Source organism: Caballeronia sp. ATUFL_F1_KS4A, from assembly GCF_023630905.1.
GTDB lineage: Bacteria > Pseudomonadota > Gammaproteobacteria > Burkholderiales > Burkholderiaceae > Caballeronia > Caballeronia zhejiangensis.
The window spans coordinates 39,577-50,511 of sequence record NZ_JALQEB010000030.1; the positions used below are offsets into that span (position 1 = coordinate 39,577).

The 10,935-nt window shown below is 64.7% G+C and carries 12 protein-coding genes and 1 pseudogene; 4 read left to right on the top strand and 9 right to left on the bottom strand.

Annotated elements, in window-relative coordinates:
* The first annotated feature begins 43 nt into the window (after positions 1-43).
* Positions 44-1,300 carry an aminotransferase class V-fold PLP-dependent enzyme gene (locus NCS03_RS17780; RefSeq protein ID WP_250456806.1) on the top strand — a complete coding sequence of 419 codons (1,257 nt, stop codon included), beginning with the start codon at positions 44-46 and terminating at the stop codon, positions 1,298-1,300.
* 3 nt (positions 1,301-1,303) lie between these two features.
* On the opposite strand, the pseudogene NCS03_RS17785 reads toward NCS03_RS17780, so the two are convergent.
* Positions 1,304-2,140, bottom strand: a pseudogene (locus tag NCS03_RS17785) (NAD-dependent protein deacetylase); the annotation flags it as partial.
* Between the two features lie 179 nt (positions 2,141-2,319).
* Between NCS03_RS17785 and NCS03_RS17790 the strand changes: the two are divergent.
* Entirely contained in the window at positions 2,320-3,330 is a 1,011-nt protein-coding gene (locus NCS03_RS17790) for a zinc-binding alcohol dehydrogenase family protein (RefSeq protein ID WP_008353221.1), read from the top strand.
* A gap of 9 nt (positions 3,331-3,339) precedes the next feature.
* Here the strand turns inward: NCS03_RS17790 and NCS03_RS17795 are convergent, their stop codons facing one another.
* From NCS03_RS17795 to NCS03_RS17805, 3 genes are all read right to left on the bottom strand, one after another.
* Positions 3,340-3,735 (bottom strand): GFA family protein, encoded by a 396-nt coding sequence (locus NCS03_RS17795; protein WP_250435883.1) that lies wholly within the window; start codon positions 3,733-3,735, stop codon positions 3,340-3,342.
* Complete coding sequence (locus NCS03_RS17800) at positions 3,732-4,304, bottom strand: hypothetical protein (protein ID WP_033537049.1); 573 nt, start codon at positions 4,302-4,304, stop codon at positions 3,732-3,734. The genes NCS03_RS17795 and NCS03_RS17800 overlap by 4 nt, the downstream gene beginning before the upstream one ends.
* A gap of 205 nt (positions 4,305-4,509) precedes the next feature.
* Positions 4,510-5,127, bottom strand: a complete 618-nt coding sequence (locus tag NCS03_RS17805) for an OmpW/AlkL family protein (protein WP_175979572.1) — start codon at positions 5,125-5,127, stop codon at positions 4,510-4,512.
* A 248-nt stretch (positions 5,128-5,375) separates the two neighbouring features.
* Between NCS03_RS17805 and NCS03_RS17810 the strand changes: the two genes are divergently transcribed.
* Positions 5,376-5,669, top strand: a complete 294-nt coding sequence (locus tag NCS03_RS17810; protein ID WP_250529503.1) for a hypothetical protein — start codon at positions 5,376-5,378, stop codon at positions 5,667-5,669.
* 1 nt (position 5,670) lies between these two features.
* On the opposite strand, the gene NCS03_RS17815 is transcribed toward NCS03_RS17810, so the two are convergent.
* The gene (locus NCS03_RS17815; RefSeq protein ID WP_008353214.1) at positions 5,671-6,168 is read right to left on the bottom strand and encodes a hypothetical protein; all 498 of its coding nucleotides are present in this window, start codon (positions 6,166-6,168) and stop codon (positions 5,671-5,673) included.
* A gap of 115 nt (positions 6,169-6,283) precedes the next feature.
* Complete coding sequence (locus NCS03_RS17820) at positions 6,284-7,252, bottom strand: GlxA family transcriptional regulator (RefSeq protein WP_250529504.1); 969 nt, start codon at positions 7,250-7,252, stop codon at positions 6,284-6,286.
* A gap of 186 nt (positions 7,253-7,438) precedes the next feature.
* Between NCS03_RS17820 and NCS03_RS17825 the strand changes: the two genes are divergently transcribed.
* Positions 7,439-8,128, top strand: a complete 690-nt coding sequence (locus NCS03_RS17825; RefSeq protein WP_175979397.1) for an HD domain-containing protein — start codon at positions 7,439-7,441, stop codon at positions 8,126-8,128.
* Between the two features lies 1 nt (position 8,129).
* On the opposite strand, the gene NCS03_RS17830 is transcribed toward NCS03_RS17825, so the two are convergent.
* From NCS03_RS17830 to NCS03_RS17840, 3 genes are all read right to left on the bottom strand, one after another.
* Positions 8,130-8,840: an extensin-like domain-containing protein gene (locus NCS03_RS17830; RefSeq protein ID WP_250503012.1), complete on the bottom strand. Its 711-nt coding sequence runs from the start codon at positions 8,838-8,840 to the stop codon at positions 8,130-8,132.
* A complete protein-coding gene (locus tag NCS03_RS17835) occupies positions 8,837-9,892 on the bottom strand; it encodes an NAD(P)/FAD-dependent oxidoreductase (RefSeq protein ID WP_175979399.1) in 1,056 nt (351 codons plus the stop codon). Before NCS03_RS17835 ends, NCS03_RS17830 begins: the two co-directional genes overlap by 4 nt.
* Before the next feature lie 117 nt (positions 9,893-10,009).
* Complete coding sequence (locus tag NCS03_RS17840; protein WP_250440648.1) at positions 10,010-10,522, bottom strand: GNAT family N-acetyltransferase; 513 nt, start codon at positions 10,520-10,522, stop codon at positions 10,010-10,012.
* Between the last annotated feature and the right edge of the window lie 413 nt (positions 10,523-10,935).

The following is a 10,935-nucleotide window of genomic DNA, read 5'->3' on the forward strand; positions in this document are numbered from 1 at the left end:
TAGGTAAGCATTTCATTTTCTTTCCACGAACTTCTACATTCCGATGCCCGAGATCCTCGATCAGCGCACGCCCGGATTCGCCGATGCGCTCGCGACGCTTCCGCCGACGCCAACCGCCGGTCTCGCCACGAACGAACGCTACTGGGATGCGGTGCGCGCGCTGTGGCGTCACTCCGACGAGCTCATCAACCTTGAGAACGGCTTCTGGGGTGCGATGACCGAGCCGGTCAAGGCGATGTTCCATTACTGGACCGAGCGCGTGAACCGCGAGACGACGCTTCTGATCCGCCCGCATCTGATGTCGCTGTATCAGGGTTTGCGGGAGCGCGTCGCGATGGAAATGGGCTGCGCGGTCGAGGAGATCGAGCTGACCCGCAACGCGACCGAAGCGCTGCTCGCGCTCATCAGCGGCTACAACCGCCTCGCGCCGGGCGACACGGTGCTCTACAGCGATCTCGATTACCCGTGCGGCAAGGACGCGATGGAATGGCTGCGCGAGCGGCGCGGCGTCACGCCCGTGCGTATTACGATGCCGGAGCCCGCGACGCGCGAAGCGGTGCTCGACACCTACGCGAAGGCGCTGCGCGCGCATCCGCGCACGCGGCTCGTGCTGTTGTCGCACGTCTGCTTCGCGACGGGCCTCGTGATCCCGGTCGCGGAGATTTCGGCGATGGCGAAGGAAGCCGGCGCGGACGTGATCGTCGATGCCGCGCATTCGTGGGGGCAACTCGCTTTCGACGTGCCCGACTTGAACGCGCCGTTCGCCGCGCTGAACCTGCACAAGTGGATCGGCGCGCCGCTCGGCTGCGGCGCGATCTACATCCGGAAGGGACATGTCGCGTCGATCGATCCGTATCTCGGCGACCGCTCCTGGCCCGCCGACGATATCCGCGCGCGCGTGCACACCGGCTCGCCGAACTTCGCCGCGTGGTTCACGCTGCCGTCGGCGCTGGACGTGCATCGGCGCATCGGTGCGAAGGCGAAGGAAGCGCGTCTGCGTGCGTTGCGCGATGCCTGGGCGAAGCCCGCGAGCGAGCTTCCCGGCGTGCAGATCCTGACGCCGCACGATCCGTCGATGACCGCCGGCATCACTGCGTTCCGCCTGAACGGGCGCGCGACGAAAGCAGGTTGCGATGCGATCGTCGCCGCGCTGCGCGATCGCTTCGGCGTCTTCACGGTGACGCGGCCCGGCCCCGACGCGGGCGAAGTCGTCCGCGTGACGCCCGCGCTCTTCTCGCGCATGTCGGATGCCGAGCGTCTCGTCGAAGGCATCGCGGCGCTTGCGCGCGAAGCGAAGTAAGCGTCAGCGCGTCACCGGCCGTGCGTCGAGATGCTCGATCAGGCGTTCGAGCGCGTCCGAGCACGGCGCTTCGACTTTCAGCGCGAGGAGCGCGTCGGCGCGTGTCTTGCCGATGTTGATGGCCGCGATCGGCATGCCGCTTTTCGCGGCCCACTCGCAAAAGCGATAGCCCGAATACACCATCAGCGATGAGCCGACGACGAGCATCGCATCGGCGGCTTCGAGCGAGCGTGCCGCGTCGTCGACGAGCGCGCGCGGCACGCTCTCGCCGAAGAACACGACGTCGGGCTTGAGCACGCCGCCGCAGCGCGTGCAGCCGGGCACGTCGAAGGCGGCGAAATCGAGATCTTCGATATGCGCGTCGCCGTCGGGCACCGCGGGCGCCGTATAGCCGACGAAATCCGGATTCGCCGCTTCCAGCATCCGCTGCACGGCCGCGCGCGTATGCCGCTCGCCGCATTCGATGCAGCGCACTCGCCCGATATTGCCGTGCAGCTCGATCACATCGGGATTGCCGGCGCGCGTGTGCAATCCGTCGACATTCTGCGTGACGAGCCGATGTACCCGGGAACGCGCGGCGAGCGCGCGCAGCGCGTGATGCGCGGCGTTCGGCTGCGCGTTCTGCACGACCGGCCAGCCGATGAGGCTGCGCGCCCAATAACGCCGGCGCGCGTAGTCCGAACCGAGAAAGTCCTTCAGCAGAATGGGCGCGCGGCCCGTGCGCTGGCCTTCGCGATCGCGATAACAGGGAATGCCCGATTCCGTGCTGATGCCCGCGCCCGACAGCACGAAAAGCCGCGGATGCCGCTCGACGAATTCATGAAGCTGCTGCACTTGCCGTCCTTTTTTCGCTTGTCCGAGCGATTTGCTTTGGTGGAAATATAAGGCGAAACCGCCCGCGCCGCTGGCTGCGCATCCGGCCTTACCACTTTTTCGATATTGAAATTGGCTTGACCAAATCGGCGCGCATCGTTAGATTGACGGACGCCCCACTCCAACGACATATCGAGACATCCAGCATGCTGACCGTCATCTGCGAAACGCCCGGAACCCTGAAAGCCGAACAGCGCGAGAAACCGCAGCGCGCCGACAACGAAGTGCTGCTGCGCGTGAAGCGCGTCGGCGTGTGCGGCACGGACCTGCACATCTTCACCGGCAATCAGCCATATCTGTCGTATCCGCGCGTGATGGGCCACGAGCTGTCGGGCGTGATCGAGGAAGCGGACGCATCGAGCGGGCTGAAGGCGGGCGACACCGTCTACGTGATGCCGTATCTGTCTTGCGGCAAGTGCATCGCGTGCCGTCAGGGCAAGACGAATTGCTGCGTGAACATTCAGGTGCTCGGCGTGCATCGCGATGGCGCGTTCACCGAATATCTGAATCTGCCCGCGCAATTCGTCCATAAGGCCGAGGGCGTCACGCTCGATCAGGCCGCGATGGTCGAATTCCTCGCGATCGGCGCGCACGCCGTGCGTCGCGCGGACGTGCAGCCGGGGCAGCGCGTGCTGGTTGTCGGCACGGGTCCGATCGGCATGGCGGCCATCACCTTCTCGCGGCTGCGCGGCGCGAACGTCACCGCGCTCGATACGCGCGAAGACCGGCTCGCGTTCTGCAAGCGCGAACTGAAAGTGGACGCGACCGTGCAGATCGGCGAGCAGGACAAGGAACAACTGTCGACGCTCACGAATGGCGAATTCTTCGATGTGGTGTTCGACGCGACCGGCAATTCGCGCGCGATGGAACGCGGCTTCGAATTCATCGCGCACGGCGGGAAGTACGTGCTGGTGTCGATCGTGCCGGATCGCATCTCCTTCGCCGATCCGGAGTTCCACAAGCGCGAAGCGACGCTGCTCGCGAGCCGCAACGCGACGCCCGAGGACTTCGAGACCGTGCTCGCCGCGATGCGCAAGGGCGAAGTGCCGACGGATGCGCTCAACACGCATCGTCTGACGCTGAGCGATGTGCCGACGCAGTTCTCGTCGCTGCTCGATCCGAAAGCGGGCGTCGTGAAAGCGATCGTCGAATGCTGACGGGTTGAATCAGGGCGCGCCGCGTACAAAGCGCGGCCGTCCTTGCGCGTCGTGCCACGGCTCGGCGCTTTTGCACCAGATTTCGTACTGCGGCGGATAAAGGCCGGTTTCATCGAAGATGCCGGTCGGCACCTCGATTTCGTCGACGCCGTCGAACGCCAGATAGACCGGCGATCCGCACAGCGGGCAATGATGCCGCCTGCCCGTCGCGGAGCTCGCCCACGCGACCGTGTCGCCCGTCACGGCAAACGCATCGCGCGGAAAGATCGCGTAAACGCCGAACGGCGCACCGTGGATGCGCCGGCACGTCATGCAGTGACACAGATTCACTTCCTTCGGCGCGCCCGCGACGCGCACCCGCACCGCGCCGCACGCACATCCGCCTTCGTGAAGCGGCTGATTCATCGGGTGAAGTAGCCGCGGTTCTGCATGCATTCGCTGTAGGCGCGCCAGTAGCGCGTCATCGGCGGCTCGGGCGGCGGCAGCGGCGGCATCTTCATGTCGCCGCCGTAGATCGCGTCGGATGCGCCGGATGCGCCCGCCGCCATCGATGCGGGCATCGCCGGCATGCCGGGCATCGCGCCGGATGCCGGATGCGGCAAGGCGGTCACGCCCGTCGCGCCGGACGCACCCGACGCGGCGATCGCCGCCGATGCGCCCGATGCAGGCGCCGCCGCAGACGCCGCGAGCGCACCCGATGCGCCCGCCGCACTCGCCGGCAACGGCGGCTCGACCGGACGCGGCGGCGTGAGCGTGCGCGTGTCGCGCTGCGCCTGAGCGTCGCGCGATGGCGCTTGCGACTCGCGCGCCATGTTCACTTTGGTCGTCTGATTGGCGTAGCCGTAGCAGGCGGCGTTATCGATCGATTGCTGCCACGCGCTCTGGCTGCGGCCTGGCACGGTGAGCGGCTGTTGCGCGAAGGCGGCGCCACACGCCGCGAGCAAAACGAATCCCGCGTAAGTGGAAGGTCTCATTGGCTTGCAGTTCCCCGATGCGGTTTTATTAGTCGTTGCAGTTTCTTGCGCCGCTCGGACACACTTCGAGCGACGCGAGTCTGCGCCGGGCCTGCTGTCAAGGATACCGCGCCCGCCGAACCGTCCACGCCAGAAGCACTGGCATCTTCCGCCAACTTTCAGACGATGCGCGGCGCGGCGCACATTTGCCGCGATGAACCGCGCATCAGAACTTCATGCCGACGCCAAGGCCGATCACCCACGGATCGATCTTGAGCGAGCCGAGATCGGCGCCGCCCGCCGATGCGCTCGTTCGCATCCAGATCTTTTTCACGTCGGCGTTGACGAACAAATTCTTCGCCACCTGTACGTCGACGCCCACCTGCAACGCCGGGCCGAAGCTGCTGTGCTTGATCGACACCGGCGTGTCGCCCGCCTTGAGCTTGTCGTTGTAGAAGTACGTATAGTTCACGCCCGCGCCGACATACGGACGCACGCGCCCCGCGTGATTGAAGTGATATTGCAGGAGCAGCGTCGGCGGCAGCACGCCCACGCCGCCAAGCCCGCCGATGTTCGACGTCACCTGATGCCGCGACGTGCCGAGAATCAATTCCACACCGATGTCATCGCGGATCATGTACGTGAAATCGAGCTCCGGCACGATCGCGTTGTTGACGTTGACACCGAGCGTGCCGAGCGTGCCCCCCGCTGTCACATCGGGCTGAATGCTGATCGCGCGCAGGCGAACCAGCACATCGCCGGCGTGGATGCCGCCCATCGCATCGCTCGACGATGCGTCGCCTGCCGCCTGCGCCGCGCCCGCGAACAACGCCGCGCATGCCATGACGATTGCCCCGAGACCCTTTCTCATTTTTAGCTCACTCACGTTAAAAGTGAGAATTGTCCGAGCGAGGGTCGGTCGCGCCTTTGACCACAATCAACGCGCGCCAGACGCGCGCCGCCTATCGCGGCAAGCCTTGCGCGCGGACAAGCATGCTTTACGCATCGGCGGGTCTGCGACCGCGCGCCACTTGCGGGCGGGTCCGCGCCTTGCTGAACGAAGAGAACGTGCAGAACAAAGGGAGGAAGCAGATGAGACCCACAATCGGCACACTCGGGCGCATGACGGGGATTCTGCTCGGCGGCACATTGGCCGTCGTGGCGAGCGCGCAGCAGGCGCCGCAAAAACCGATCAAGCTCGATTACGACAGTACGCCCGCGTATCAGGAGAAAAACGTGACGCCGCCCGCTGCGGCCGCCGCGAATGCCAGCGATGCGCTGAAGACGCGGCCGGGCAAGACGTCATCGGGCAAGGGCGCAGCGCCCGACCGGCCGAACGGACTCGGCTTCGACTCGGGCGCGAGCGGCATGAGCAAGAAGCAGTAGATCACGCGTCGGCCGGCTTGTCCGGCCACGGCCACGTCGAATAGCGCGACGGCTTTTCCGCTTCCGCTGCCGGCGTGGCTTCGTGCGCAGGCGCCGCGCTCGTTGCGACTTCGGGGAGATCCTCGCCGAACCACGGCACTTCCTTGCGCCGCTCTTCCATGTAGGCGTTCCAGCCCTTCGCGTTGTCCGCGAAGAGATCGTGCTTCACGGTGTTCGCCAGCATCGGGCGATTCAGCGTTTCATCGAGCAGCGCTTTCGGCCAAACGAAAAACGCGCCCGATGCACGGCGGATGAAATCGCGCGGCGGCATGGTCGCGTCGACGAAGCCGAGCAGCGTGAAGCCCGCGAGCGCGTCGTTGCCCTTCACCGCTTCGCCGATGCTCGCGTATTCGTCGGCGCATTGGCTCAGGCAAAACACGGACTCCAGCACGTCGCCGAGATGCAGCAGCAGTGCGCGTCGTTCGTAGGGATCTTGCGTGGCGGTCTCTTGTTTCGTCATTCGCTGTTCCGATATGTCGAGGGTGGATTCTGCGGCGCGCGCACTGTCGCACGGGCCGCGTTCATCTCGAATTTTAGCGAACCCGGCGTCACGCGTCGGCGCGCCAGCGCCCCGATCACTTCACAAAGCGCGTGCGAAAGCTCAGTCGATAATCATTCGGCGATACACCGAGCCGCCGCGTGAACACGAGCCGCATGCGGTCCGCCGTGCCGAAGCCGCAGTCGTAGGCGACGGTTTTCAGCGGCGTGTCGCTGCTTTCGAGCATATTGCGCGCCGCGTCGACGCGCGCCCGTTCGACGAACTCGTGCGGCGTCAACTGCGCGAGTTGCACGAAGGCGCGCGCGAAGTTGCGCTCGCTCATGCCCGCGACGCTCGCCATGCGCGCGACGGACAGCCGCTCGCCGATGTGCTCCATGACGTACGCCTGCACTTTCGCGACCGGCGACGTGTGGTCGGCGGGGGCGCTCAGATACGGGCTGAACTGCGATTGTCCGCCGCGCCGCTGCGCGAATACGACGAGCCGTTTCGCGACCGCGAGCGCGACTTGCGCGCCGTGATCTTCGGCGACGAGCGCGAGCGCGACATCGATGCCCGCCGTCACGCCCGCCGACGTGACGAGATTGCCGTCGCGCATATAAATGCGATCGAGTTCGACGCGTGCGCGCGGAAAACGCTCCGCGAGCCGCGGCGCATTCTGCCAGTGCGTGGTGACATTGCGGCCGTCGAGCAGGCCCGCGTGACCGAGCGCGAATGCGCCGGTGCAGATCGAGCCGTAACGCTCGCAGCGCGACGCCGTATCGACGAGCCAGGTGCAGAGGCGCGGATCGGGTTCATCGACGGGAAGGCTCGGACCGCCCGCGACGAGCGCCGTGCCGTAATGGCGATCGGCTTTGTCGAACGGCAGATCCGCGACGAGCCGCGTGCCGTTCGACGCGCGCACGATGCGCTCCTCCGGTCCGACAAGCGTGATCTCATACGCGTCCGAGGCAGCGATGAAGCCGTTCGCTTCCGCGAAGACATCGACGGGACCGGCCACATCGAGCGCCTGCACGCCCTGAAAGATTGCGATTGCAACTGTCGGCATCGGAGAGAAAGTCGGTGATGAGCGCGCGTGGCGGAAGACGGCGTGCGCCTGGCAGAGTTCGACGCGTCGTTTCGATTGAGACGCGAGCGCCTTTTGAAGAGACTGAAGGCATCGGACGCGCTGCGCGATTTTAGCAACGCACGACGCTTCGCGTCTTTCATCGACTCACATTCCGGAGCTTCAAACATGAGCGAAATCATCGCAGGCATCAGCATTCCCGACAGCCAGATGGCGCGCGAAGCCACGCAACTCGTACGCGATACGGAACCCGACCTGCTCTATCATCACTCGCGCCGCGTGTTTCTGTTCGGCGCGCTCGCGGGCGAACGCAAGCGGCTGAAATACGATCCCGAACTGCTTTATATCGGCGCGATGTTCCACGACATGGGCCTCACCGATGCATACAGCAGCCCGCACGACCGCTTCGAAGTCGATGGCGCGAACGCGGCGCGCGATTTCCTGCGCGGGCATGGCATCGGCGAAAGCGAGATCGAGCAGGTGTGGGATGCGATCGCGCTGCACACGACGCCCGGCATTCCGCAGCACAAGAAACCGGTGGTCGCGCTCGTCACGGCGGGCGTCGAGATGGATGTGCTCGGTCTCGCCTACGACGAGTTCAGCGCCGATCAACGCCGGCTCGTCGTCGCGGCGCATCCGCGCGAGGCGAACTTCAAGGAAGGCATCATCGACGCCTTCGCCAAAGGGACGATCGCCAAGCCGGAATCCACTTTCGGCAACGTCAAGGCCGATGTCCTCGCGCTGAAAGACCCGAACTACAGGCGCCTGAACTTCTGCAGCATCATCCTCGGATCGGCGTGGAACGATCAGCCGCACGATCATGCGACGTGCCGCAATCCTTCGCATCGACACGCGTAGTTCAGCGACAAACGCGATACGGACCCATGTCGACGTGAAAGTGCGTCTTGTGCAAGGCGTTGTAGTCGGGGCCTAATGTGGTATCGAAGGCATGACACGCGCCTTCGTGAACGCGGCGCAGGAACTGGCCGTCGGGCGACGCGGCATCGTCCCAACGAGCGAGCGTGATGCGGCGTCCGTCATCGAGCACGAAGCCGGTCAGATCGATGGCGTTCGCGCTCGCGTGCTGGCTCAGCGCCGCGTCCTGCTGATGATTCACATTGCGGCAAGCATAACTGCCGACATGCTCGATGCGCGCGATGCGCTCGCCATACGTATCGAGCGCGGCCGCCTGAAGATATTGATGCTCGAAGTAGGCGATGCCGAGCGCGAGCGGACACGTCGCGAGAAACGGCGCGCTGAAGCGCACGTCTTGCGATTGCGTGACGCGTACGACGCTTTGGAGCGCGCATCCGCCCGGTCCGGTCGCATCGGCCATCTCGCGATAGACGAGACCCGAGCGCGCGAGCGCGGCATCGCAGCGTTGCGCGTCGTGCATCGTGCGCCATAATTTGAAGCGCGTGAGCGGACCTTGCGGCGCGCGCACGTCGAGCGGTGCGAACGGATCGTAACGCTCGGGCAGCACGATGCGTTTCGAATAGACTGCGTAGCCGAACATCGCCGCGCCGGCGAGCAACGCGAGCAACAGCCATCCGACGATGCGTGCGATCACGCGTGATCGGCCGTGTGCGCCGCGCTCACGCGCTCGGCGAGCTTGGCGTCGTAGCTCGAATGTACATGCACGCGCTTTTTCTCGGGATACGCGTACGAATACGCCTTGCGCAACGCGAGCGACGCTTCGTGAAAGCCCGACAGAATGAGCTTCTGCTTGTTCGGATAGTTGGCGATATCCCCGACTGCGAAAATGCCCGGCCGCGACGATTCATAGTTGGACGTATCCACTTCGATGCGGCCGCCGCGCACGTCGAGATTCCATGTCGCGATCGGCCCGAGCTCCGACACGAGACCGTAGAGCGCGACGATCTTGTCGACGGCCAGATCGGTCGAGCCTTCCACCTGCTTGATGCGTGCGCCGCGCAGCACGCCATCGGGCGCATCGAGCGATTCGATCATGCCGACGACGAACGACATCTCACCGGCTTCGACCGCGCGCTTCATCGTCGCGACGGAATTCGCGGCTGCTGAAAACCCGTTGCGCCGATGCACGAGCGTGAGCTTCCTGGCGATGTCCTTCAATGCGAGCGCCCAGTCGAGCGCCGAGTCGCCGCCGCCCGCGACGATGATCTCCTTGTCCGCGAAATCGGCCGCGCGCGAGACGCTGTAATGCACGTCGCGGCCTTCGAGCGCGGCGGCTTCGGGCAACTGCAGACGCTGCGGAACGAACGCGCCGTTGCCCGCGGCGATGAGGATCGCGGCGCAATCGAAAGTCATGCCGTTTTCGGTAGTCACGGTCCAGCGATGATCGTCATCGCGCTGCGTGACGGATTGCACGCGTTGATCGAGGTGGATCGGCACGTCGAAGGGACGAATCTGTTCCAGCAGGCGATCGACGAGTTCGCGCGCGGTGCATGAGGGAATCGCGGGGATATCGTAGATCGGCTTGTCGGGGTAGAGCTCGATGCACTGTCCGCCGATGCGGCCGAGCGTATCGACGATCTGGCACGAGAGGCCGATGACGCCCGCCTCGAAGGCCGCGAATAGCCCGACCGGCCCCGCGCCTATGATCAACACGTCGGTTTTTATCGCTTCGCTTTGAGGTTCCATTTCGGGGTTCTTTCCTTGGCCTGCTGACTTTTTCAGCATTCTTCGGGCCACGATACAGAAAGCGTTCTCTCGCGGCAACGAAACCCCTTGCGGCTTAGCGGCGATTGCTTTCAGGCGTCAGGCGCGGGCATCGAAGGCTTCGTCGAAAGAAACGGTTCCGGCGGGGACTTTTTCGCTGAAAGCTAACGCCTGGAAGTATTCGGCGGGCACACCGGGGAGCGTGAGCGCGGATTCGGGTCGGAAGCCGAAGCGTCCGTAATAACCTGGATCGCCGAGCACGACGCAGCCCGCGGCGCCATCGCGCTTCAGGTGCGCGAGCGCTTCCTTCACGAGTTCGCCGCCGATGCCTTCGCGTTGACGCGCGGGCGTCACGGAAAGCGGACCGAGGCCGAACCAGCCGCTCGCGGTTGCGCTGATGCTGATGGGCGAGATCGCGATATGCCCAATGATGTCGCCGTTTTCCACCGCAACGAGGGATAGCGTGAGGCGGCCCGTTTTTCGCAATGCGTTGACGATGAACTGCTCGGTGTGGCTCGAATAGGGCATATCGAGAAATGCGGCAGTGGTCAGTATTTCGATCGCGTCGATGTCGCTGAGTTGCTCGTGGCGGATTGATGTGGATGCCTTCATAAGGTGCTCTGTCTTGCGGTGGTGAGGCGTGCATTCTAGCTCTGGGCTATATCGCCGGATCCCGTTTTCGTGTCGGTCTGTTGGCGTTGCCCCTGTGCGGGGCGGCACTCACTTTCTTTGCCGCTGCAAAGAAAGTAAGCAAAGAAAGCAGCTTTTCAGGCCCGCGGTCACACGCAATTTGGGTAGTTCTCTCATCGCAGATGGCACTCGCCTAAAGAGTGCCCTCATAGGCCCAATCCAGCTTGGATCGCGCACGGTCTGCCGCCGGAATGCGTTGAGCGCGCCGGTTCAGCACGAAAAAGCATCGGCACAGCGCTACGCGCTGCCGCCGGGCATTCAAGGGAAACCATCGGTTTGCGCACGCAGTGCGATAGCGATGTCACTAGCGAAGCACACGCATCCCCGATTGCCAA

Bases quoted from the DNA above. Each gene is read 5' to 3' on its own strand.
- NCS03_RS17805 (WP_175979572.1), bottom strand. From the start codon at position 5,127: ATGGCATGCGCGGCGTTGTTCGCGGGCGCGGCGCAGGCGGCAGGCGAC.
- NCS03_RS17810 (WP_250529503.1), top strand. From the start codon at position 5,376: ATGAGACCCACAATCGGCACACTCGGGCGCATGACGGGGATTCTGCTC.
- NCS03_RS17820 (WP_250529504.1), bottom strand. From the start codon at position 7,252: ATGCCGACAGTTGCAATCGCAATCTTTCAGGGCGTGCAGGCGCTCGAT.
- NCS03_RS17790 (WP_008353221.1), top strand. From the start codon at position 2,320: ATGCTGACCGTCATCTGCGAAACGCCCGGAACCCTGAAAGCCGAACAG.
- NCS03_RS17840 (WP_250440648.1), bottom strand. From the start codon at position 10,522: ATGAAGGCATCCACATCAATCCGCCACGAGCAACTCAGCGACATCGAC.
- NCS03_RS17795 (WP_250435883.1), bottom strand. From the start codon at position 3,735: ATGAATCAGCCGCTTCACGAAGGCGGATGTGCGTGCGGCGCGGTGCGG.
- NCS03_RS17825 (WP_175979397.1), top strand. From the start codon at position 7,439: ATGAGCGAAATCATCGCAGGCATCAGCATTCCCGACAGCCAGATGGCG.
- NCS03_RS17835 (WP_175979399.1), bottom strand. From the start codon at position 9,892: ATGGAACCTCAAAGCGAAGCGATAAAAACCGACGTGTTGATCATAGGC.
- NCS03_RS17780 (WP_250456806.1), top strand. From the start codon at position 44: ATGCCCGAGATCCTCGATCAGCGCACGCCCGGATTCGCCGATGCGCTC.
- NCS03_RS17815 (WP_008353214.1), bottom strand. From the start codon at position 6,168: ATGACGAAACAAGAGACCGCCACGCAAGATCCCTACGAACGACGCGCA.
- NCS03_RS17800 (WP_033537049.1), bottom strand. From the start codon at position 4,304: ATGAGACCTTCCACTTACGCGGGATTCGTTTTGCTCGCGGCGTGTGGC.